The sequence below is a fragment of the Fredinandcohnia onubensis genome (assembly GCF_002734215.1).
Taxonomy (GTDB): Bacteria; Bacillota; Bacilli; order Bacillales; family Bacillaceae_L; genus Ferdinandcohnia; species Ferdinandcohnia onubensis.
Window position 1 is genome coordinate 162495 of the sequence record NZ_NSEB01000015.1, and the last position, 23197, is coordinate 185691.

The 23197-nt window shown below is 36.7% G+C and carries 20 protein-coding genes; 13 read left to right on the plus strand and 7 right to left on the minus strand.

What is annotated here, in order from left to right; translation table 11 throughout:
* Positions 1-232 precede the first annotated feature (232 nt).
* The 4 genes from CKK03_RS18650 to CKK03_RS18665 all read right to left on the minus strand — a co-directional run bounded on the left by CKK03_RS18650 (position 233) and on the right by CKK03_RS18665 (position 4869).
* Positions 233-847, minus strand: coding sequence for a PH domain-containing protein (locus CKK03_RS18650; RefSeq protein ID WP_099364032.1), 615 nt, complete (start codon positions 845-847; stop codon positions 233-235).
* 255 nt (positions 848-1102) lie between these two features.
* Positions 1103-2206: a GerAB/ArcD/ProY family transporter gene (locus tag CKK03_RS18655; protein ID WP_099364033.1), complete on the minus strand. Its 1104-nt coding sequence runs from the start codon at positions 2204-2206 to the stop codon at positions 1103-1105.
* Between the two features lie 21 nt (positions 2207-2227).
* Positions 2228-3316 (minus strand): Ger(x)C family spore germination protein, encoded by a 1089-nt coding sequence (locus CKK03_RS18660; protein ID WP_099364034.1) that lies wholly within the window; start codon positions 3314-3316, stop codon positions 2228-2230.
* A gap of 29 nt (positions 3317-3345) precedes the next feature.
* The gene (locus tag CKK03_RS18665) at positions 3346-4869 is read right to left on the minus strand and encodes a spore germination protein (RefSeq protein WP_099364035.1); all 1524 of its coding nucleotides are present in this window, start codon (positions 4867-4869) and stop codon (positions 3346-3348) included.
* A 206-nt stretch (positions 4870-5075) separates the two neighbouring features.
* Between CKK03_RS18665 and CKK03_RS18670 the strand changes: the two genes are divergently transcribed.
* From CKK03_RS18670 to CKK03_RS18710, 9 genes are all read left to right on the plus strand, one after another.
* A complete protein-coding gene (locus CKK03_RS18670; protein ID WP_099364036.1) occupies positions 5076-5864 on the plus strand; it encodes a hypothetical protein in 789 nt (262 codons plus the stop codon).
* A 7-nt stretch (positions 5865-5871) separates the two neighbouring features.
* Positions 5872-6339, plus strand: coding sequence for a hypothetical protein (locus CKK03_RS18675; RefSeq protein ID WP_099364037.1), 468 nt, complete (start codon positions 5872-5874; stop codon positions 6337-6339).
* Positions 6340-6662: 323 nt separating this feature from the next.
* A complete protein-coding gene (gene rlmD / locus CKK03_RS18680; RefSeq protein ID WP_425432883.1) occupies positions 6663-8027 on the plus strand; it encodes a 23S rRNA (uracil(1939)-C(5))-methyltransferase RlmD in 1365 nt (454 codons plus the stop codon).
* A gap of 319 nt (positions 8028-8346) precedes the next feature.
* Positions 8347-9018, plus strand: coding sequence for a GntR family transcriptional regulator (locus CKK03_RS18685; protein ID WP_099364039.1), 672 nt, complete (start codon positions 8347-8349; stop codon positions 9016-9018).
* A gap of 129 nt (positions 9019-9147) precedes the next feature.
* Entirely contained in the window at positions 9148-10167 is a 1020-nt protein-coding gene (locus CKK03_RS18690; protein ID WP_099364040.1) for a TRAP transporter substrate-binding protein, read from the plus strand.
* Between the two features lie 52 nt (positions 10168-10219).
* The gene (locus CKK03_RS18695; RefSeq protein ID WP_099364041.1) at positions 10220-10777 is read left to right on the plus strand and encodes a TRAP transporter small permease; all 558 of its coding nucleotides are present in this window, start codon (positions 10220-10222) and stop codon (positions 10775-10777) included.
* A gap of 18 nt (positions 10778-10795) precedes the next feature.
* On the plus strand, positions 10796-12079 hold the full coding sequence (locus tag CKK03_RS18700; RefSeq protein WP_099364042.1) for a TRAP transporter large permease: 1284 nt from the start codon (positions 10796-10798) through the stop codon (positions 12077-12079).
* Positions 12080-12151: 72 nt separating this feature from the next.
* Positions 12152-13177: a zinc-binding alcohol dehydrogenase family protein gene (locus tag CKK03_RS18705; protein WP_099364043.1), complete on the plus strand. Its 1026-nt coding sequence runs from the start codon at positions 12152-12154 to the stop codon at positions 13175-13177.
* 201 nt (positions 13178-13378) lie between these two features.
* Complete coding sequence (locus tag CKK03_RS18710; RefSeq protein WP_099364044.1) at positions 13379-14347, plus strand: cation diffusion facilitator family transporter; 969 nt, start codon at positions 13379-13381, stop codon at positions 14345-14347.
* Positions 14348-14404: 57 nt separating this feature from the next.
* Here the strand turns inward: CKK03_RS18710 and CKK03_RS18715 are convergent, their stop codons facing one another.
* Positions 14405-15934 carry a glycine betaine uptake BCCT transporter gene (locus CKK03_RS18715; protein ID WP_099364045.1) on the minus strand — a complete coding sequence of 510 codons (1530 nt, stop codon included), beginning with the start codon at positions 15932-15934 and terminating at the stop codon, positions 14405-14407.
* A gap of 273 nt (positions 15935-16207) precedes the next feature.
* Between CKK03_RS18715 and CKK03_RS18720 the strand changes: the two genes are divergently transcribed.
* Positions 16208-18835, plus strand: coding sequence for an EAL domain-containing protein (locus CKK03_RS18720; RefSeq protein WP_099364046.1), 2628 nt, complete (start codon positions 16208-16210; stop codon positions 18833-18835).
* Positions 18836-18875: 40 nt separating this feature from the next.
* On the opposite strand, the gene CKK03_RS18725 is transcribed toward CKK03_RS18720, so the two are convergent.
* Together CKK03_RS18725 and CKK03_RS18730 are read right to left on the minus strand one after the other, a co-directional pair.
* On the minus strand, positions 18876-19169 hold the full coding sequence (locus CKK03_RS18725; protein ID WP_099364047.1) for a hypothetical protein: 294 nt from the start codon (positions 19167-19169) through the stop codon (positions 18876-18878).
* 74 nt (positions 19170-19243) lie between these two features.
* Complete coding sequence (locus CKK03_RS18730; protein WP_099364048.1) at positions 19244-20467, minus strand: benzoate/H(+) symporter BenE family transporter; 1224 nt, start codon at positions 20465-20467, stop codon at positions 19244-19246.
* Between the two features lie 277 nt (positions 20468-20744).
* On the opposite strand from CKK03_RS18730, the gene CKK03_RS18735 reads away from it, so the two are divergent.
* The 3 genes from CKK03_RS18735 (at position 20745) to CKK03_RS18745 (ending at position 23187) form a co-directional block, all read left to right on the plus strand.
* Positions 20745-21542, plus strand: a complete 798-nt coding sequence (locus tag CKK03_RS18735) for an enoyl-CoA hydratase/isomerase family protein (protein ID WP_099364049.1) — start codon at positions 20745-20747, stop codon at positions 21540-21542.
* 257 nt (positions 21543-21799) lie between these two features.
* The gene (locus CKK03_RS18740) at positions 21800-22249 is read left to right on the plus strand and encodes an acyl-CoA thioesterase (protein WP_099364050.1); all 450 of its coding nucleotides are present in this window, start codon (positions 21800-21802) and stop codon (positions 22247-22249) included.
* 65 nt (positions 22250-22314) lie between these two features.
* Positions 22315-23187, plus strand: coding sequence for a PaaX family transcriptional regulator (locus CKK03_RS18745; RefSeq protein WP_099364051.1), 873 nt, complete (start codon positions 22315-22317; stop codon positions 23185-23187).
* The last annotated feature ends 10 nt before the right edge of the window (positions 23188-23197 follow it).

Here is a 23197-nt window from a genome sequence, read left to right on the forward strand (position 1 = left end):
AGTCCTTCATAAGCCGGATGAAGTCCCGAACGCGTCGGTGGCCGTCACCCAAAGTCCTTCATAAGCTGAATGAAGTCCCGAATGCCACGATCGCCGCCCCCCAAAGTCCTTCATAAACAAATGAATCGCCCAAAAATGCGATAGAATCTTGCAAAGGTCTTTCATTGCTGCCTTAGCCAAAATCACAAAAACAAAGACGGCATCAGAATAATTCTGAACGCCGTCTTTTCTATTAATTATTTATATACTTCTCAAAAACCTCACCAAAGTCTTTCCTGAGGTATTGATCACGAGCTGATGATAGCCAAGAGAAGCCGTATTCAGTTAATTGTTTGTATTCCTCAGCTAGCTGGATTTCTGCTGGTCGGGAGTTGTGCAATACCGTTACCGCTTTGTCCAAGCTATTAATTGCCATATCATACATCACGTTATTTTCATGAATAATTTCGGAAATATAAACGAGTGCTTTATATAAATCATTTAATTTATCAATCTGTCTTTTATCCACATCAATACTAAACGCTTGATTACCTAAGTTGAATTTAATTTCGATATCTAAGTCGACTCGACCAGCCGTTTCGAGAAAAACATTTGTGATTTTATGCTGTGAATACGGATAGCGTTTTAGCATCCTTTTCGAAGAAACGGCATTGGCGCCATCAACATGGATGAAAGCAATGTTTGTGAAGCAATATTCATCTGCTTTTGTCTTAATTAAGAAGTAAATCTTTTCATTATCTTCATGTCTAATGTAATCATCTGCGTCTGTTTTATCATAGTCCTCAGGGCCAATAATTTTTCCGATATCCGATAAACCTAAAGCATCGGCTGCAAATTTTTTTAACATATTAACTTCCCCTCCATACGAAAACTTGTTACTCCAAACTCATTATATCGCGTTTGTGGAAGGAGTATAACCCGAAGTTTCTAAAAAATGGTTCTGGTAATGTATAAAGACACGAAACACTTGATGGCCATAGTGCCTATAAACTTCAATATTATGCTCTACAAAACATCCTTTCAAATAATGAAACTAAAGTTGTTAAAATAACATGGAACAAAACAGGTTGAGCTTTCACGATGAATGCACTTTTGTGAAAACTCATCCTTTCTTTTGTTTTTTGATGAACTGGCGAATGAAACTAATTATAAATATGACAGGGATATAGCCAAACATGATAGCTGTACCACTTACATTGACCATTTTTTGAATGAGTCGCGTGTAATAAATGTCAATGAGTTGGCTATTTACAAAAACAAAGCCAACTAGTAAAAAAAGTAGAATATAAGTTGGCTTTATCTTTGGTAGAGTAACTTTTATAGCTCTAATAGCTGACCAAAGATATAAACAAATCACAGGTATGATGACTAAGAGCCAGGTAAAGATAAAGATAAACTCAAAGCGTTCCAAAAAAGGAAACTGGATGATTTTAATCATTGTTAAGGTTGGCCATGTTAAGTGGTGTATTTTTCCTTGTGCAAAGAACATAAAAGTGATAAACGTTATGGACGTATACAAGATAGTTGAAAACAATAAAGCCCAATGCCCCCATTTGCTTGTCTTATTTCCGTTTTTTATAAAAGGCAAATAAACAAGAACTGTCTCAAATCCTAAGAATAAAGGGACAGCTGCTTTAGCCGAGATAAAATGGTCTTTTAAACTATGATCGAAAAGTGGTTGAAGGTATGAAACCTCCAAATAGTTAGCGATGGAAAAAAAGGAGATTAGCAAGATAGCTGGTATCACGACACCCCAAAATGCAACTCCAGTTATCACTCGAAATCCCCCTGATACCAGATAAAAAATGAGGCAACAAAGAAGAAGAGCGTACTCCCAACTAGGAATCCCATCGAAAACCCATACTTGAAGGAGATCAATATAACCATATACAACTGATACTCCGGCTAGTGAAAAGTAACATGCCAATACTAAATTTAAAGCGCCTCCCAGTTTCTTTCCCAATAGGTCTTTATGAAAGGAAAGAATATCCCCTGCGGTAGACTGTTTTAAGATATATAGCATCATTATAAATAATATCTGAAAGCTTAAACCCAAAACAAGTACGGACATCCATGCTTCATTGCCAGCCCCTTTACTTACATTTCCTTGAAATCTTAATACTGCAATTCCTGTTTGAGAGCCATGTATTAAAAAGAATAGGAAATAGGGAGAAACTTGTTTATTTTCGTTAATCTGACTGTTCATTATTAACCATCCTAGTCTAGCCTAGCCCTGAAGGCCAGAATGTATGATTTCTAAATTTATATCAATATTGATAGGTAAAGTAGGGTATTGTTCATAAAAGGAATTCTCATCCCAATCTCGATCTTGGGATCGCACAATATTTCCAATTCCGAGTGGATCGACCCCTTTTTCTTTGAAGGTATTTAATAGTTCCTCGATATCTTTTTTTACTTCTTTTTTAATTAATCTTTTTATCATTTCAAGATCATCTGGATTTTCCAGGTTAAAGCGGTCCGGATGATGTGTAATCGTCCATACGAGTTTTAAAGAAAGATTTAATTGCTGCTCATCTTTTACCCATTCCCACTTCCTTTTATTTCGAAACGCTTGAATTATAATGACATCTGCCCGATTCTCCTTGTCAAGGACAATTTCATAAATGGCTTGTGAACGATAATTCTCTAAAATCGAGAAAATAAAGGTTTCTTGCTCATTCAAGTGAAGTTTGAATTTATCATCTTTAAAAATCCCAACTCGATCCACCTGTATCTTATCGTTTTCGTCGATGGTCACCATTGGTACATACGGATCCATACCTTCACCATAGAAGTGGTTTAAGAAAACATGCAGGTTCATCCTTGGAAGTTGTTGACCCGTCATATTTTGTTTGATTTGATCAGCCAGAGTCAGGTCCCCTTTTTTTAGGGTGTTAAGTGTTTCCTTCGCACTGTGGGAAGAAACGGCAATCTGTATATTGGTCGCGATTTCAGGTGTCAAAAGAAGCCGTTCTACTACATCGTTAACACCAGTTGTTGCAAATTCATTACCCAATACTAAAACCCTTATTTTCGATAAAGCAACTGGCGTACTCGTGTGTGTTGACATTTTAGGTCTTAATAGTGCAACTGCATCTGTTTTCGCTTCTAAATATTGACTTTTATCGCTCCCTTTGCTTTTTGTATATTCAGGGAACAAAGCGCTTCCAATCACATTCCCGTTATCGTCTAAATCAAATCCGAAAACATGAACAATACTCAATTTATCGACAATCTTGGTTCTCGTACATCCAACTAGGCTTACGATACATATGAATACAATGACAACTAGTTTTACTTTTCTCCATTTACCCATATAATCTCCACTTTCATATTTAGAGAGTTTTATTCTGAGTTCAGTCCATCTTCTGTGTCTTGAGTTGAAGCTGGAGAATATCGTTTGTTACTTAATGGTCTAAAGATCGATGGACGTTTATTTAGATTTGCGAAATTAGGTCTTATGAAGGAACCAAGTGCCCACCCTTTTCGGTAGGGGTATAGCGGAATCATATAGGGAACTCCTAATGATTTGAGTCGAGTCAAATGTCCGATTATAAAAAGAACACCTACATAAATACCTAAACCACCCCAAATTGCAGCAAGTATGATGAAAGGATATCTTAACATCCTAACAGCATTAGACATTTTATAAATTGGCGTTGTAAACGAGGCCAATGCTGAAAGTGCAACAATGATTAATAAAATATTACTCGTAAGTGCTGCATCAACAGTTGCCTGTCCGATTACAATTCCTCCAACTATTCCTAGTGTCTGTCCAATTTTGGTGGGTAGACGTGCTCCGGCTTCCCTGAGTAAATCAATGGTCACTTCTAAGAATAAAACTTCAAGAACAGGGGGAAAGGGAACATTGGCTCTTGAGTTAATGAGAGGACCAAGCAGATCCTTCGGTATAACCTCAAAATGGAATGTTAATATTGCTACATAAAAGGAAGTTGCAAATATGGAGAACAACATTCCAAATATCCGAATTAATTTAAAAAAAGATGCAATCAAGGATGGAAGATAAAAATCTTCTGGATTTGAAAAAAAGTCCATTAGATTTACTGGGCCTACTACGGCGTAGGAGGACTTATCAGTAATCAGTACAATTTGTCCTAATAAAAGTGCTCCTACAGTCCGATCTAATCTTTCTGTAGTCACAAATAGTGGAAATGGAGATGACGAATGATCGGAAATCATTTGCTCAAGCTGAGTATTGTCAAACACTACATCAACATCAAGGTTATCTAATCTTTGTTTTGCAGTTTTTACAAACTCGGGATTCGTAACACCATCTACGTATGCAATGACAACCTTTGTATGAGTTCTTGTCCCAACGGTCAATTCTTCGTAGATTAGGTCCGGCGTATCAAGATGTTCTCTTAGCATATGAAGATTTGTTCCAATATCTTCTATAAAACCAATCTTCGGCCCAATCACACTAAATTCATTTTGTGTATCATTTGTTTCCCGTTGACCTAACCTCGCGTTTCCGATCGTAAATAGAGCGAATTCATCCATTTGGTTTTTGAAATATACCGCTAATACCCCTTGATGGAAGGCTTTTTCGAGTTCCAATGGATTCTTTGAAAATTTAATTTCCTCTATTGGGATAATATTTTTCAAATCAGTAAGTTTTTCGATTTCTGTAACTTTCTCCTTTAAACTAGGTAATAGAGACTGTTGCAGAATCTTAGTATCAACTAACGTTTGAAAATAACTTATTGAAAAATTATCATTTTTTTCAATAGGTGAGACTGTTGTAAAATCACTCGATTTTCTCGCCTTTTCGAATACTTCATCTATAGTTTTTTCTTTCGTTTCATAACTTTTAACAGTGTTTTTGCTATCCTTCTTTTTCCAAAACATACCTCCACCTAACCCTATACAAAGTTGCAAAATCTTTCAGTTAGTATTTAACGACATGGAAGGAAATATTCACCAAATTCCGATGACTTTTACAAAAAGTATCTATTTCCATTTTTGATATTTCGAATCAGGTTAGGGAAGATTACCTCTTATACCAGTTTTTATTTTTTAATTGAAACAAGTGGATGGGGGCAATCCTTTACATCATGAACAATTACACGAATGATAATACGGCAAGACGTTATATAGCCAATGTCAGTATGTTTGGTACATCTATCATTCATTTGAGGAACCCATATATTATTGCTTGGTGGTCGGCAGCTTTTCCGGGGTTTGGCCATTTGTTATTAGACAAATACCACCGGGGATATCTGCTAATTATTTGGGAAGTTATTGTAAATATAAATGCTAACGTAAACCTTGCAATGATCCACTCATTTAGTGGAAATATAGAGATGGCCAAGAACATATTGGACACGAGATGGCTCATTATGTACATCCCTGTCTACATATTTGCGATTTGGGACAGCTACCGATCAACAATTGATATGAATAAGATGTATATACTTGCTGACCATGAAAACCACCGATTTAACACTTTTAGCATGGGGGCTGCTGGTATGAACTATTTGGATAAAAGAAATCCAATTTTGGTTATTATATGGTCATTGTTCATGCCTGGGCTAGGACATCTCTATAATCATAAGACGGTTACGGCTTTTTTTCTCATCATTTGCTGTGTAATCTTTTTCTTTTTTTCACATGCATTAGAAGCTGTATCTCTATTGTTTTTAGGTAAAGTAAACGAGGCTACAGAAGTTTTAGATCCAGAGTGGTTCCTATTTTTGCCGTCAGTTTTTGGTTTTGCTATTTATGATTCTTATATTAATGCAGTTGAAAATAATAAGCTATTTGAACGGGACCAACGGAACTTCTTAAGGGAAAAGTACCAGTCAAGCCAATTTCAAGTTCTCAAGGGACTAAAAGTGAAGTGATTAATGAATGCAGGTATTTGCAACGTTTAAAAGTAATGATTATATGGAAATTGCCATCGCGGAAATAGAAAAAACGGGGATAAAAAGCGAAGATATTTTTGCAGTTCCGCTTGATAAACGAAAAGAGGACGTGAGACTATTTGATACCTTGAATCGGTCAGATGGCACCACTCTTTTTGATATTGGGGCCGCACTTGCTACGGCATTTTCTGTAATTGGAGCAAGTATCGGATTTAACCTGACTTGGGGGCCAATCTATTGGGGATTAATTGGTGCAGCAGTTGGATTCATGATTGGTTTTGCGATTAGATTATGTGTAGAGCTTGTGTCTAAAAAGAAAAAGAGGTCCCAAAAGGGAAATAGTACTGAAATCATCCTTATTATCGAATGTGAAGAACCACAAGCAAAACAAATAGAATTTATTTTATGGGAGTACCACGCATTGGGGGTTGCAAAAGTTAAAGTGAATACATAAATGACACTACTAAAACCTGTTTTATTGAAGAACAGGTTATTTTGCTTTTGAAAAAAGCCAGTGACTTTTTTGCTATTTTAATAGGAGTGAACTCCCTCTTGAAAAAAGCATCTTTGGTAGAATGTTAATACTTTCTAGGGTTGTAGGAATTCCAAATTTGTGAGTTGTGCTTTATACTGGGTTAGTATGTTGTAAAATAGGATAGAAATGGACTATACTTATATTTTTTCAGAAACCAAAAACTCAAGATATTATAACTTCAATATAGACAAAAAGGTTTACCGAGGGAGGAACAATAATTGGCAGTAACAAATCCAGAAACGATGATTGTTGATATAAAAAGTTTAGATGAAAAAGGTTCAGGACGGGGAGTTGTGTGGCGTGAAAATGAGCACGGCAATAAAAAGAAGCTAAAACTCACTATTCCGCAAACCTTAATTGGCGAGCAGGTTCGTGTAACCGTTGACCAGCCTGACCGAAAACGAAGAAAAGCAATGGCTGAGGAAATCTTAACAGCGAATGACCTACGTCTTGCACCACCATGCCCTCATTTTGAAAAATGCGGTGGCTGTGTATGGCAACACTGGGATTACAAGGGTCAGCTTCAATACAAAACGGATTATGTGAAACGACAAGTTGAATCGCAAGGTTTCAATCCGGAACTTGTGAAGGATACAATCGGAATGGACGAGCCATGGCATTACCGCAATAAAATGGAATTTACTTTCTCACCCGAGGGGGAACTAGGTTTACATGAACAAGGAAACTTCCGAAAAATCATTTCCCTTGAAACATGTCTAATTGCAGCTGAAAAAATGGTGGAAGGTGCAATGGAAGTAGCGCAGTGGGCAAAAGACCATCAGCTACCTGGCTATAACAAAGATAAGCATGAAGGTCTTCTTCGCCATCTTATGGTGAGACAATCCTTTGCAACTGGTGAAGTTATGCTAGCTCTTTTTGCAACTGAAGCACCAGAAGGAAAACTAAAAAATGCTGCAGATGATCTAGTAAAGCGCATTGAAGAAAAATTCCCAGAGGTTAAAAGCTTATTATGGCTTGAAAATACAGACTGGGCTGACCGCACTCAATCAGAAAAAACACATTTATTAGCGGGACGCGATTTCATTTATGATGAAATGGACGGATATCGTTTCCGTGTTTGGTTTGATACATTCTTCCAAACCAACCCAACTCAAGCTCAAAAATTAGTCGACTTAGCTGTTGAAATGGGGGAACCGAAGAAATCAGAAAAAATGATTGATCTTTTCTGTGGAGTAGGAACATTCTCCCTTCCTTTTGCAAGTCGCGTTCAAAAGCTTGCAGGAATTGAAATTGTTGAAAGCTCAATTGAATCTGCAAAACGTAATGCAAAAGATAATGGCTTATCAAACACGTACTTCTTAGCAAAGGATGCAAGAAAAGGAATTGATGAAGTGTTAGAAAGCTTTGGAAGACCAGAGTTACTTTTACTTGATCCTCCACGTTCAGGTGCTGGCGGTAAAGTAATGAGAAGAATTGGCCGCTCTCAGCCAGAAAGAATTGTCTATGTTTCTTGTAACCCAGAAACGTTCGCAACGGATATTAAAGAACTTGAACCATTTGGATATACCTTAAAAGGCGTTCAACCAGTGGACCTATTTCCACATACTGTTCACGTTGAAGCAGTTGCACTGCTTGTGAAAGAATAATGTGTTGCCTGTCCCCCGTAATGTAAAGATTAACTTACGGAGGGCAGTTTTTTAATACCTTGAATGAAGGACAAAACGAGTGCAAAATCGCTTCGAAAAGTCTTTCATCACCATAGTCAAGATTAATTAAAGTATTTTCATTTAAAATTATTTGTCGAATTTTTGTAAATTTGAATACGTTTTCTCTTTACAAGGAGACATTTTGAGTATATATTAATTTATGACAAACTTGTGTACAAGTATACAACTATAATTGAAAGGAAGATACAGAATCCTAATATGAATAGTATAAGACATCTATAAAAGTGAGTTGATCGTATTGGAATTTCCTTCTATCGCTTTAAAAGGGACTTCTCTTGGAGAAATGATATCAAGTGAATTACGTTTGAAAATAATCAACAAAAGCATTACTCCTGGAACAGTTTTATCTGAAAACTCTATTGCTGAAGAATTTGGGACTAGCAGGTCCCCTGTACGAGAGGCCCTTAAAACTTTATCAAATGAAGGTTTGATTCGGTTAGAGCGCATGGGTGCTGTAGTGATTGGATTGTCTCCAAAAGATATCGAGGAATTGTATGATGTGCGATATATCATTGAAACATTTGTTATCGAACGTCTCTCTAAAATGGAACATCAGCATATTGTCGGAAAACTTAATAAAATACTTGATGAGATGATTATTGCCGCTAAGTATAATCAACATATTGAATTTACAATTTCAGATTTGAAGTTTCATGAGGTAATGATAGAGGCGGCAAATCATAAAAGAATGCTTCATCTATGGAATAATATTCGAGACATTGTCTTCACAGCATTGCTAGTCACTACAAAAAAAAGATTCCTTGAAAAGTCAAATGAGATTGAGCCATTAATAGAGAAACACCGTGTATTAATTGAATCTATCGTCTCAAAGGATCTGGAATATATAAAAAGAGTAGTTCATGACCATTTTGAAGATACTCGTGAAACAGTGAAGGATACAATATTGTAATTATCGGTATAACTATATTTTTTTAGAATCAACTTGTCGACAAGTATACTGGTATATTAATGTAAGCGTTATGAACTTATCAAACTAATATGTAAGGGTTTTATGTGATATATAAGGAGGTAATATTAAATGAAAAAACTGAATGTTGGTAAAAAAACAATAACATTCCTTATAGTTGCGATGCTCGCTATCATTCTATCAGGTTGCTCAGAAGCAGCTAGCGCGGATAAGGGAATCTTGGTTAAGGTTGGAACTACACTTTCACCTTCTAACCCAGTCAATGTAGCCTTAAAAGAGGTATTTGAACCAGAAATTGAAAAACGAACAAATGGTAGATACAATGTAGAAATCTATGATTCTGGTCAACTTGGTGGAGAAAAACAATTATATGACTTTACTCGAAGTGGAATTGTAGAAATGACTGCAATCGGCACAGTAATGTGGAGTGAGGTTCCGATGATGGCAACTCCCGATTTTCCATTTGTTTTTAAGGATGTTGCACATGCAAGAAGAGTGTATCAAGGAGAAGTTGGAGAGTATATAGCAAAGAATTTTGAAGAACAGGAACCAATTAAGTTTCTTTCATGGAATCCAAACGGTGCGCGTGTTTTTAGTTCAAGCTATCCAATTGAATCTCCAGAAGATTTAAAAGGTCAAAAAGTGAGAATGCCAAATAATCCAATCCATGTTAAATTAGCTGAATCTTTAGGTGCTAACGTTGTAATTATGGACCTGGGTGAAGTGTTTACTGCTCTAGAGCAAGGTGTTGTTGATGGACAGGATAACCCGATGTCTACTTTTAGACAAGAAGGTTGGTTCGAGGTTCAAGATTATATTTATGAAACGAACCATATGGTTTCATCAAATCAACTAATGATGAGTAAAGAATTTTGGGACACATTGTCTGAAGAAGACCAAAAAATATTTGAAGAAGTTTCCCTACAAACCTCTAATAGAACATGGGATATCTATGAAAATAGTATTGAAGATGATCGGAATTTCCTAGAAGAACAAGGAATTGTTGTGGAGACTCCATCTGAAGAGGAAAGACAACAACTTATCGACGCGGCTCAACCAGTATATGAAATGCTGTACGAAAAATATGATTGGGCTGAAGATATGATAAATCGGATTCGCTCAGTTGAGTGAAAATGTAAACGCAACCTTATTTTTTGAAAATCATTTTTATGGAGGGAAACACATGTCCAAGTTTAATGACAGGCTTTTTAAAGGGATAGATTATCTACTCGGCATTATGCTTGCCTTAATTGTTTTATTTGTCTTTTTAAATGTCGTCTTACGTACGGTATTTAATTCCGGTTTAACATGGTCTGAAGAAATTGCAAGATATTTATTCGTTTATATTACATATATTGGAGCAATTGGTGCCATGAGATCGAATGTACATTTAGGAATGGATTCAGTTATGCATAAATTGCCAAAAGGCTTAAAGCGCATAACTTACATTTTTGCACAAATCATCATCATTATCATAATGGCAATGCTTACACACGGTGCGTATACAATGACGCTACAAAGCGTGGAAGCACGTGCGGCAGCAACTGGCATCCCACTATCCATCATCTATGGGGTAGGAATGCTGACAGGAATCTGTATTGCGATTATTTGTATTTCGAACATTATTAAGGTCGTAAAAGAGCCTGAATCAATTAATAAACTCATCACCTTACATGAATCGGATGAAGATGATGTGTTAGAAAAAATGAAAAATGACGATGAAAACAACGAGGAAAAGTAGTCAAGGGAGGTCGAACAAATGACAATGGTTATCTTCTTAGTCGCATTATTAGGAGCAATGGCAATTGGGATTCCAATCGCATTTGCGCTACTACTTAGCGGCGTATTTATGATGTTATACTTAGGAGATTTTGATACACAAATCCTTGCACAAAATTTAATGGTCGGTTCGGATAGTTTTGCAATGATGGCGATCCCATTCTTTATTTTATGTGGAGATTTAATGAACCGCGGTGGATTAACTAAACGTATCATTGTTGCCGCAACCTCATTAGTTGGGCATATACGCGGTGGTTTAGGATATGTAGCTATTTTGGCAATTGTACTTTTTGCTAGTTTAGTAGGTTCAGCGGTTGCTTCAACTGCAGCGCTAGGAGCAATTCTGATTCCTATGATGGCGAAAGCTGGTTATAACCGTGATCGTTCAACTGCATTAATTGCAGCTGGTAACATTGTTTCACCTATTATGCCACCATCGGTACCAATGATCTTGTTTGGTGTTACTGCGGGTGTATCGATTACAAAACTTTTTATCGCGGGTATTGCACCTGCAATCTACATTTCAATTGCTTTATGTATCGTCTGGGCAATTATTGCGAGAAAAGATAAAGTAGATAAACTTCCACGAGCTAGCTTCAAAGTAATGGTAAAATCCTGTGTTGATGCAATTTGGGCAATTTTAATGCCAGTTGGTATCTTAACTGGACTTAGAGGTGGATTCTTTACTCCGACAGAAGCTGGGGTAATTGCTGTGGTTTATGCATTATTTATTGGTGTTTTTGTTTATCGTGAATTAAAACCAAAAGATATCTTAGAGAGTTTAATTAGTTCTGCTAAAACATCAAGCGTAATCATGTTTTTAGCTGCAGCAGCAATGGTTTCAGCATGGTTAATGACAATTGGAAACATTCCGGAAACCGTGACAAATATTTTAAGTCCATTGGTTGATAATCCATTGTTACTATTAATCGTTATTAATATTATTGTCATCCTAGTTGGAATGGCTATGGATGTTAACCCAACAATCTTGATCTTAACACCAGTATTAATGCCTGTTATTAATGCAGCGGGTATTGACCCTGTATACTTTGGTCTATTATTTATTTTAAATAATGTTATTGGTCTATTAACGCCACCAGTAGGTACTGTGCTTAATGTTGCCGCTGGGGCAGGAAAGATTAGTATTGGACGTCTCGTGAAAGCAATAATGCCTTTTCTTATCGTTGAGATTGTATTGTTATTCCTACTAATTCTTGTTCCTGAGCTAGTGACAGTACCAATAGAATGGTTCTCAGGTGAATAAAAGATAACAAACAACATCGTAGAGCAGAACATTAAATAAAGATGGCTAAAATTCACATCAGGGGGAATTGACATGAAAGCGGTAGTAATAAATAAACCATTTGAAGTTGAAATTAAAGAAGTTCCGAAACCAGTCATTGAGGATGAGCATGATGTCATCATTAAAGTTGTTTCGGGTGGAATATGTGGTTCCGATGTAGGGATCTATAATGGAACAAATTCATTAGCTACGTATCCTCGAATTATCGGGCATGAATTTGCTGGTATTATAGAAGAGGTTGGTACAAGCGTAACAAACATAAAAGTTGGTGACCTTGTAGCAGTAGACAATGTGAATAGCTGTGGATATTGCTATGCATGTAGAACTGGTCATCATAATGTGTGTGATACTGTTGAAGTAACAGGTGTTCATCGTGATGGTGGTTTTGCAGAATACGTAAAAACGACTGAAAAAAATGCATATAAACTGGATGAATCACAAATAGATAGAGAAAGTGCAGCATTAGTAGAACCTTATTCAATTGGTGTTGAGGCGAATGAGCGCGGCCGTACAACAACTGGAGATAAAGTATTGGTTATGGGTTCCGGGCCAATTGGTATTGCTGTAATGCAAGTGGCAAAATCACGTGGGGCTATTGTAATGATGACGGATATTGTGGATAAACGCCTAGACCGTGCAAAGGATATGGGAGCAGACAGAGTAGTAAATGTAAAGAATGAAAGCCTAGAAGAAGTTGTGCAGGAATTTACAGAAGGTGACGGGGCACATGTAATCATTGATTCTGTATGTTCACCACAAAGTCTCGAGGAAGCTTTAGAGCTAGTTGCTCCATCAGGACGTATTGTGACACTTGGTACTGGGAATATACCTTCTTCAGTTCCTCAAGTTGCATTTACGAAAAAAGGAATAGATGTTTTAGGTTCTAGATTAAATAATTATCGTTTCCCTCACGTAATCGAATTATTTGAAACTCGGGCTGTGCAACCAGAAAAAATGAAAACACATACCTTCCATTTTACAGAAATTGCAGAAGCCTTTGAGTTCTTGAAAAACAACCAAGCTGAAGTATGTAAGATTGTATTAAATTTTGACGCCTAAACTTAAAATATGTTAGTCGGCCTTCCGGGTGAACCGGAAGGCTTTTACTATGCTCTGAACTAGAGTTTGTCCGATTTCGCACTAAAAATGTAACGTGCCAAAAGTAACAGTCACTTTTTTTACCTCAATTCCTCTGATAAATTTATTAAAAGTAATAAATACTACAAGTATTACCAAAAGAATCATCCTTTGGAGGTCTCTATGTCAAAAAAACAAGGTTTATTAAAGAATGGAAATAAGTCATCTTTAATTGCTGCAATTGTAAATACGATTATTGCAATTATTAAAGGGGTTGCCTATTTCTTCACGGGGAATGTTGCGATGTTTGCTGAAACGATGCATTCTTTAGGCGACGCAGCTAATCAATTTTTCGTGTTCATCGGAAGTGCATTAAGTAAAAAAAGGCCTTCTGAAAAATATCCGAACGGGTTTGGACGACTCGTAAACCTGGTTTTACTGGGTGCAGTTATTATCGTTGGAATTATGAGTTATGAAACAATAAAAGAGGGATATCACCATATTAAACACCCAACCGAATCAACTGGGATTGCCATTAATCTTTCTGTTTTAGGCTTAGCTGTCATTTTGGAGTGTTATGTTCTTTTTAAGGCAATGAAAGAAGTCCTTCATGAAGCACAGGTGGAAGCTAAAGGATTTGGAGCAATCGCCAAAAGTTTCAATAATTTAGGAAAAGCTACACCTGCCACAAAACTGGTATTCATGGAGGATTTAGTAGCAACCCTCGGTGGAGTCATTGCAATCATTGGAATATTACTCTCCTATTATGGAGGTTGGCATGCTGCTGAAGGAATTGCATCAATCATAATTGGATTAATGATGTTTTACGTAGTGGGTAGAGTATTCTTGGATAATGCCAAAGGAGTACTTGGTGAAGCGGATGAAGAGCTAGAAAACAAAATTGCTGAGCTCATTTATACAAATCCCGAAATAAAAGATATAAACGCATTGTTTGCAATGAAGGAAGGAGAAGATTTCCATATCGAAATGAAGCTGGAAATTGACTGCAGTATAACTGTTCAAGAGGCGATTAAAATTAAAGAACGTATTGAGGAAAAAATCCAAGCAATGAATGGAGTGACGGATGTCATCATTGAATTTGTAGAAGATGATGGGGTTAAATCATGGTCGCAAGGGTTAGCTACTAAGTAGATACCGAAAAGATTTTACAAAGCAAAAAACCGGCATATGCCGGTTTTTTTGCTTTTACTACTGAGGAGCAGTAGATTTTTTCTTTGGCTTTGGCTTCAAATATAAACCAAGTTCTTTTTTCTCTTTAGTTAATGAACGATACAGTGAAATCATCATCAGCACCATTATAATTGAAAAGGGAAAAGCTGCTGCAATGAGAGCATTTTGTAATGCCTGTAGACCACCGCTATATAATAAAATGGCTGCAACTGTTGATTGTAGAATTCCCCACGTTAGTTTTACAGAGTTTGATGGGGTAAGTGACCCATATGTGGTTTGCATGCCAAGTACAAATGTAGCTGAGTCAGCAGATGTAATAAAGAATGTAGCAACAAGTACAATCGCAACCACTGATAAAACAACCGACAGAGAAGATTCATTAAAGATAGCAAAAAGAACTTCTTCTGTAGCAAATTGTGAGAGATCTACATTTCCTTCCTTTTGTACTTCTATTGCGGAAGTACCAAATACCGAAAACCATATAAAGCTTACCAGTGCAGGAAGCAATAATACACCGATAATAAATTGGCGAATTGTTCTTCCTCTGGATACACGTGCAATAAAAATACCTACAAACGGTGACCAAGAAATCCACCAAGCCCAGTAGAAAATAGTCCAACCGTTAATCCAAGAACGGTGTTCTTCATTAAGTGGAGCAATTCTAAAACTCATCTGTACAATATTTTGTATATATCCACCAAGTGTATCTGTAAACATATCAAGAATTAGAACTGTAGGGCCTGCCACGAACATTAAAATGAGAAGGGCAAGTGCTAAAATCATATTTGCATTACTTAAATATTTAATCCCTTTACTTAATCCGGACCATGCGGAAATCATAAATAAGACGGTAACAATAGCAATAATGATTAGTTGAATGAAGAAACTAATCGGTATATCAAGTAAATAGGCTAAACCTCCATTAATTTGTGCCGCACCAAACCCTAGCGTTGTTGCAACACCTACAACCGTTGCAAATACGGCTAGTACATCAACCAAGGTACCTAGTTTTCCTTCCATTGCTTTTTTGCCCAAAACAGGCTTTAATGTAGCAGAAATTAAACCTGGTTCACCTTTTCGAAAGTTAAAATAGGCTAAGGCAAGTGCAACGAGTGCATAAATCCCCCATGCATGAATCCCCCAATGGAAAAATGTATAGCGCATGGCTTCTTTTTGGGAAGCATTAGTAGCACCCTCTGCTAAAGGTGGCGACATATAATGGGAAAGTGGTTCTGCAGCCCCCCAGAAGACAAGTCCAATCCCCATCCCTGCACTAAATAACATCGCAAACCACGATATATTTGAGTACTCAGGTTTTTCATCAGGTTTTCCTAATCGAATCGCCCCAACCGGGCTAAAAATAAGGAAAACGCAGAATATCACAATGATTGTAACTAAAATTAGGTAATACCATCCAAAGGCTGATGTAATAAATGATTGAATATTACCTGTTACTTCTTCGAAACTTTTTGGTGCTGCAACACCAAATATGACAGCTGCAAGAACGATAGCAACCGAAATCCAAAAAACGTTTGATATTTGCTTCATCATAAAACCCTTTCTTTTACATTAACTTTTATGTACCAAATAGGTTTCCCATAAAAGTTTGCCAATATTAGGGTAGCAGAATTTATCACTTATTGCCAATAACCCTAACTTATTATTGTCTATAGGGAAAAGGAAGTAGATTGTTCGATCCGATCTAAAACGGTATGATTTGGTTAAGTAAAAACAGAAAAAAAGATATAGAATTTATGATATTATTATCATAACCATAGTGAAAATATTGATATACATATATATATAATCAGGGGAGACATTATGATAGGATTTTCGCAGATAAAAGGCAAAATAAATACTGATTTAATCCTATTAGTAACCCTGGTAGGATTCGTATTATTAGCCTCTCATTTCAAATTAACGCTGTTATATGGAATTACTTTTACATTTGCGAGTATTTCGATGTTTTTAATACTCCGTATTTTTGGGTATACCGCCGCAATTGTAACGGGTCTAATTGCTATCTTTATTGCCATATTCTTTTCAAACAGTCCTTATTATGCAATTATCATGCTTGTTGAAATTGTTTTTGTTGGTGCCTTTTTCTTACGAGGGCGAAAAGCAAAAATGTTTTTCGTAGACTTTTTTTTCTGGATTTTTATTGGAATAGCACTGCTTTTTATATTCTGTCGAGAATCACTGTCAGGAAGTGCGCTCTATTTTCAAATCTGCAAAGATGTTGCAAATGGACTTTTCAATGTATTAGTTGCAGATATGCTTCTGGCTTATTTCCCATTCTACAAGTTTGTTAAAAACAATCGAATCAGTAAAAATAATGTTTCGGTCCACCAGTTTTTATCGCAAATTACGATTTTAACGATTCTTGTACCGTTTTTTATTAGTGTAATCACGAATACGCTGAATACATTTGAAGTCATTAAAAAGGATCTAGTTCAAATTAGTGAAACGAGAGTAAGTCGGATTGAAAATGACCTGATTCAACTGGAAAATGCAAACGGGAGTGGCGACGTCAATCAAATTGAAGAAATTATATGGCGGAATAAGAACCAAAACATCGATATTATTGTATTTGACAATAAAAATCATGTCATTTCTTCGACAGTCGTGATGGATTTTGATCCTAATAAGTATGAGATTCGGAAGATTTCTCCTAATGTTTTTGAGGCTTTACCGGTTGCTAACAATGATATGCAGCCAATTACGAGATGGGACGATGCTTTTTATTTTTATACAAGGGATACAGGTTCTTACCGAATTATGTTGCAATACCCAATCGCTGGGTATCAACAGCAAATTTTTAATATTTCACTCGATCAGCTAAAGTATTTACTAATCCTAGCTGTTTCAGCCATATTATTTGTTATGGCCGTCAGCCGAATGCTCACGAATAACCTAAGACAGCTGACAACAATTACAACAGGATTACCACAAAAGCTCCGTTCTCTAGAAAATATTGAATGGCCGCAAGGTACAATATCAGAGCTTCGCATCCTGAGTAAAAACTTAAAGAAGATGGCAGATAAGCTGAAGGAGTTATTTCAAGAGAGTATTGAGATGAACCGCATTCTAAGAGAACAAACTTCAAGATTGAAGGAATCCGAGGACAAGCTTCATAAACTTGCCTTTTACGACAGTTTGACATACTTACCCAATCGTTATTTTTTCCAAAAATATGTACGTGAGCTGATTCGAAATAACCATGACCAAAAGATTGCGATTATTTTTATCGATCTTAATCAGTTTAAACAAATCAATGATACATTAGGTCATGATGCAGGGGATACACTTCTAAAAGCAACTGGTAATAAGCTTAAGAAATTACAAGAGAACACTAGACAGGTTTTCAGACTTGGAGGGGACGAGTTTGTTGTCGTCCATTCCATTGATAACAGGGAAGACCTAAATAAAACACTAGACATGATTGTCAAAGAATTTTCATCCTATTATACAATAACCGGTCAAAATCACTATATAACCGCAAGTATTGGGGTCAGTGTGTACCCGGAAGATGGTAAAGATTTAGATACATTAGTAAAATATGCGGACATTGCGATGTACACCTCGAAGGAGAAAGGTGGCAATACTGTTCAGTTTTTCAATGAATCCATGAAAAATAAATTTCAAGAGCGATTAGAAATCGAAAATGCTCTGCGTACAGCAGTGGATAAGGAACAGTTTGAACAATTTTATCAGCCGAAGACGATCGCAGGTAAAATTACAAGTATTGAAGCCTTGATTCGCTGGGATGATCCCACATTAGGGGTGGTCTCTCCTGGAGTCTTTATTGATGTGGCTGAGGAAATCGGTCTCATTTCGCAAATTGATGAGTGGTCTCTCAGCCAGGCTTGTAGACAAAACAAACAATGGCAACTGGAAAACCTTTTATATGTTCCGATTTCAGTCAACCTATCGGCCAAGCATTTTCAACAAGATTATCTTGTTTCAATGGTTCAAAAGGCATTATATGATTCGGGATTAGAGCCGAAATATTTAAAGCTTGAAATTACAGAAAGTGTGTTTATTAAGGATCAACAGCATGTTGCTGATCGAATTCGAAATCTGAAAGGGCTAGGAGTCCAGATTTCAATTGATGATTTCGGAAAGGGATACTCGTCTCTCTATCAATTATTGAAGCTTCCAATTGACGAAATAAAAATCGACAGACAATTTATCCATAATATCGATAAAGAGGAGAAAAAAGCGTTATTAGTAAAATCGATTTTTGATATTGCACATGGACTTAAGTTGAACGTGGTGGCAGAGGGTGTAGAAACCTGGGATGAATGTGAGATCCTTGTAAACATGGGCTGTGACGAGATACAAGGCTATTTATTCAGTCGACCAATCAATAAAGTTGATATGGTTGAATTTATCCATAATAAAAAATCAATAAAGTTTAAAGAGGCTGTCATAGGAGAAATAGACTAAAAAGGAAAGGAGGGTTCCATTTTGGAAACCTCCTTTTTTCTTATAATGTAATATTTACATCCCCGTCTTCTGTAATTTCAACGGTTGTATAGCTTTCAAATGTCGACATTTCTGTGATGTCACGTTTCTCATTACTTGCGAAGCTTTCCATATATCTTTGATACGTTTCTGGATCCTTGACGATGTGATAGAAATACGTCATTTTTCCCTCGCTATCACTATGTGTCCTTAAGAAAAATCTGTCCTTAAACTCATTTTTAAACCACTCTCTAGCTTCCATATGATTCGAAAAATCTGGCATGTTGTCATAAATAGATGTTATATCAATGTTCATGTTGATTCACCTCTCATGAGATTTTTGGATGTGATTAGTATGTCCATCTATTTACAACACATCCATCATGATAGCTATGCACCATGCTTGAGATTTTTTTCTACTTTTATCTTTCTTTCAAAATCATTTTTTTCGATTAAAAGGGAGACAAGAACACTACCTACAATCGCCCATAATGGGGCACCGATATGAAAGAAATTCACTCCAGACATTCCAATAATGAATGCGAAAAAGGCACCCATTTGAAACTTTGTATCGGAAAAAGCAATCTTAAGTGATGATAAGAGTACACCTATCATCGCTAAGCCTGCAATGGTACTCACAATTACACCTGGCATCGCAATTACAAAAGGAACAACAAACGCTGCAAACACACCGAAGCTTGCAAATAAAACTCCATTTGATACAGAAGCAGCATATCGGCCTTCTTTTTTACCGGATTCGTCAGATGCGCAAATCGCAGTCATTGGCCCCGCAGTGTTAATCGCATGAGCTCCGAAAAAAGAGGCAATAAAACCAAAAATTGCGCCAATGATGGCCATAGCACTAATTGGCGGTTTATATCCCTTTGCCATTAGAATTCCTGTTGTTTGTGCATTCTCTGTACAAATAATCAAGATTGCAAGGGGGATAGAAAGAGAAATAATGGCGTTGAAGCTAAAGGTTGGAAGTTCTAGTTGAGGAAGCACAAACGAACTTTGTACATTTGAAAAATTAAACTCATTAATGACAACGGCAAGGAGTACCGAGACGACTAACGCTGATAAAACAGGTGGTATTTTTTTGATGTATCGTGAGGATAACAAATAGACTAAGACGGCCGAACCTGCTAACAGAGGGGACACTTCAACAGAAGTAATCATCTCAATCGCAAATCGCATCATGACACCAACAATCATTCCCATAACGATTGGAACAGGTATCCAATTCATCACTTTATCAATTAATCCTGTAACACCTAGTATAAGAACAATGAGGTTTGCTACAAGATAGGCGCCAATTGCTTCTTGTAATGAAAAATGCGACAAAGCACCTGCCACTAGCACAGCACCAGCAATTGAATATGCCCCAGCAATCGGTTGTTTATATTTTAAAGATAAAAATAGACCCAATAAACCTCCGAAAAAATAAACGGCAAATAACCAGCTGATCGTTTGTTCATGGGTTAAACCACCGCTTGATGCACCTCCGATAATAATCAGTGCAGGACCTGTACACCCGAAAATAGCTGCAACAACCCCTGAACTAATCGTATTAATGTTTAGATTACCGTAAAGATCCTTAACTCTACTTTTCATTTTAACCTCCTTGATTCTCAAGATATCCACGTTTCTAATAGAGCTTATGTATTTAGTTTCATAATACCACAATCTAAAATAAAAATTACGTATTTTTTACGAACGTTTTAAAAACCTTCAAAAAGGTAGAATGGAAGAGTATTTAAGAGAAAAGATATTATTTTTCCGCGAAAATGAGTCATTTACAGGTTTGATAATTTAAAAAAGATTCAGTATATTTTAAATTAATTACGAAAGATTAAAAAACGTAATACATAATTCTAGGAGGTAATGAAGAATGACAACTACAGTAAATGAAACAAAAACATTAACAGTAAAGAAAGCTAATGGGATCGCTGAAGTTCACATTCATGTAAACAAAACAAACTCTTATGACCTCGACTATTACAAAGAATTAAATGCTGCGATTGATGACATTCGTTTTGACAACGACATTAAAGTAGCAGTACTAATGAGTGATATGCCAAAATTCTTCTCAGCAGGAGCTAACATTAATTTCTTAAAATCAGCTGAACCACGATTTAAAACACAGTTCTGCTTATTCTGTAACGAAACATTAGATAAAATTGCACGCTCTCCGCAAATCTGGATTGCTTGTTTAGAGGGCCACACAGTTGGTGGCGGTTTAGAAATGGCTCTAGCTTGTGACCTTCGTTTCATGGGAGACCAAGCAGGTAAAATTGGACTTCCTGAAGTTTCTCTTGGTGTATTAGCAGGTACAGGTGGTACTCAACGTCTTGCTCGTCAAGTTGGACACTCAAAAGCTCTTGATCTGAATATCACAGGTGAAACGTTAACACCTCAAGAAGCACTAGATATTAAGCTAGTAGATCGCGTGTTTCCACAAGAAGAAACAAGAGCGAAAACATTAGAATACGCAGAAAAGATCGCGAACAGCGCAAGTTATGCAACTTCTAACATTAAGCTATCAATCATGAATGGAAAGGAAATGCCGCTAAACGTAGCCATCCGTTATGAGGGTGAGCTTCAAAACTTATTATTCCGTTCACAAGATGCTCAGGAAGGCTTAAGTGCGTTCATCGAAAAGCGTGAAGCGAACTGGAGTGGAAAATAAATCCAACTGAATCTATAGCGATGCCGGAAATTCCGGTATCGCTCTTTTAAAATAGCCTACTAACTTCAAATTAATTATCTTTAAGGCTCGGCGACCTTCGCGAGCCTTTTAGTTTATAATGTCTAGTTTCAGGCGCCATCGGCTCTCTGGTCTAAGCCAATCGCTTCGGAAGGTAAAAGGCACCTTCTGTCAGCGCTCGTCTTATGCTTGTCGCCTAAAGCTGAGCGCCTTGCACTTTTCTAATAGGGGGATGAAATGTGAGATCAAATGAATTTCAAGTTATTGTAAACTGGGGAGACACAGATAAAGCGGGTATTGTATACTACCCAAATTACTTTAAATGGTTCGACATCGCGGGTCACCAATTTTTTAGAAGCTGTGGCTTGTCACCGAACACATTAGAAGAAGAACGTCAAATTATCCTGCCAATGCTTGATGCAAGATGTAGCTTTGAAAAAACATTATTATATGATGATATTATTACCATTAAAACTCAGGTTGAAGAAATTAAAACAAAAACAATCAAGCTACGGCATGAGGTATATAGAGGGGAAACACGAACAGGACATGGATATGAAATTAGAGGGTGGGTAAAACAAACGCCATCTGAAATTAAAGCAGTCCCAATACCTGAGGACGTATTAGCCATTCTTAAAGAAGACCTCCACACAAATGAATCAGGAAAAAGACCACTTTTTAATGCATAATCTCCAAAATCCTCTATAATAAAAGTAAAAATATTGAAAAATAATAATAAGTGTGGTGACGTTCGATGAAACCAAGGTCCTTAATGTTTACATTATATGGTGAATATATTAAATATTATGGAGGAGAAATTTGGGTTGGTAGCTTAATTGAATTGATGAAACAGTTTGGGATCTCCGAATCGTCTGTAAGAGGCGCGTTATTTCGGATGGTCCAAAATAATTTACTGGAAGTACGAAAAGTAGGAAAGAAAAGCTATTATTCCGCTACTTCAAAAGGTCGAGTTGATGAGGGGGTAAATAGGGTATATGCCACTCAAAACCACATTTGGGATCAGCAGTGGAGAATACTTACGTATTCGTTTCCTGAGGAAAAGCGAGAGATTCGAAATAAAATCCGCAAAGAACTGATTTGGACCGGATTTGGCAACCTTACGAATAGTACATTGGTGACGCCTAATCCAGTTGAGGACCAAGTGACAGAAATGATTAAGGCAAACGGAATTGAGGAATATGTGTTTTTATTTACGTCATCCTCAATTGTTTCACATGATAACCAAAGTATTATCGATATCGGTTGGGATTTAAATTTGGTGAAAGATGAATATCAAACTTTTATTGATAAGTTTACACCTAAATTTGAGGAACTTCGTGAAAAAGCATTAAACAACACTTTAAAGGATGAGGAATGTTTTATTGAGAAAACGGTGTTAGTGCATGAGTATCGGAAATTCCTTTTCCAGGATCCAGGTTTCCCAAGAGATTTACTCCCAGAAGGATGGATTGGCATAAAGGCTCGAGAGTTATTCTGGAATATACATCAGCTTTTATCTATTCCATCAATCCGCTATTTTGAGTCTGTCTTTGAGGGAGCTCCAGATCGTGAAATCCATATTGAACGTGATAAAGCAATCAATCCTTTTGGAGAAATCTACATTTAACAGGGGTGAG

What these genes read in the sequence shown, in the direction of transcription:
- CKK03_RS18650 (WP_099364032.1), bottom strand. Translation starts at nt 847, where the DNA reads ATGTTAAAAAAATTTGCAGCCGATGCTTTAGGTTTATCGGATATCGGA.
- CKK03_RS18655 (WP_099364033.1), bottom strand. Translation starts at nt 2,206, where the DNA reads ATGAACAGTCAGATTAACGAAAATAAACAAGTTTCTCCCTATTTCCTA.
- CKK03_RS18660 (WP_099364034.1), bottom strand. Translation starts at nt 3,316, where the DNA reads ATGGGTAAATGGAGAAAAGTAAAACTAGTTGTCATTGTATTCATATGT.
- CKK03_RS18665 (WP_099364035.1), bottom strand. Translation starts at nt 4,869, where the DNA reads ATGTTTTGGAAAAAGAAGGATAGCAAAAACACTGTTAAAAGTTATGAA.
- CKK03_RS18670 (WP_099364036.1), top strand. Translation starts at nt 5,076, where the DNA reads ATGAACAATTACACGAATGATAATACGGCAAGACGTTATATAGCCAAT.
- CKK03_RS18675 (WP_099364037.1), top strand. Translation starts at nt 5,872, where the DNA reads ATGCAGGTATTTGCAACGTTTAAAAGTAATGATTATATGGAAATTGCC.
- rlmD (WP_425432883.1), top strand. Translation starts at nt 6,663, where the DNA reads ATGATTGTTGATATAAAAAGTTTAGATGAAAAAGGTTCAGGACGGGGA.
- CKK03_RS18690 (WP_099364040.1), top strand. Translation starts at nt 9,148, where the DNA reads ATGAAAAAACTGAATGTTGGTAAAAAAACAATAACATTCCTTATAGTT.
- CKK03_RS18695 (WP_099364041.1), top strand. Translation starts at nt 10,220, where the DNA reads ATGTCCAAGTTTAATGACAGGCTTTTTAAAGGGATAGATTATCTACTC.
- CKK03_RS18700 (WP_099364042.1), top strand. Translation starts at nt 10,796, where the DNA reads ATGACAATGGTTATCTTCTTAGTCGCATTATTAGGAGCAATGGCAATT.
- CKK03_RS18705 (WP_099364043.1), top strand. Translation starts at nt 12,152, where the DNA reads ATGAAAGCGGTAGTAATAAATAAACCATTTGAAGTTGAAATTAAAGAA.
- CKK03_RS18710 (WP_099364044.1), top strand. Translation starts at nt 13,379, where the DNA reads ATGTCAAAAAAACAAGGTTTATTAAAGAATGGAAATAAGTCATCTTTA.
- CKK03_RS18715 (WP_099364045.1), bottom strand. Translation starts at nt 15,934, where the DNA reads ATGAAGCAAATATCAAACGTTTTTTGGATTTCGGTTGCTATCGTTCTT.
- CKK03_RS18720 (WP_099364046.1), top strand. Translation starts at nt 16,208, where the DNA reads ATGATAGGATTTTCGCAGATAAAAGGCAAAATAAATACTGATTTAATC.
- CKK03_RS18725 (WP_099364047.1), bottom strand. Translation starts at nt 19,169, where the DNA reads ATGAACATTGATATAACATCTATTTATGACAACATGCCAGATTTTTCG.
- CKK03_RS18730 (WP_099364048.1), bottom strand. Translation starts at nt 20,467, where the DNA reads ATGAAAAGTAGAGTTAAGGATCTTTACGGTAATCTAAACATTAATACG.
- CKK03_RS18735 (WP_099364049.1), top strand. Translation starts at nt 20,745, where the DNA reads ATGACAACTACAGTAAATGAAACAAAAACATTAACAGTAAAGAAAGCT.
- CKK03_RS18745 (WP_099364051.1), top strand. Translation starts at nt 22,315, where the DNA reads ATGAAACCAAGGTCCTTAATGTTTACATTATATGGTGAATATATTAAA.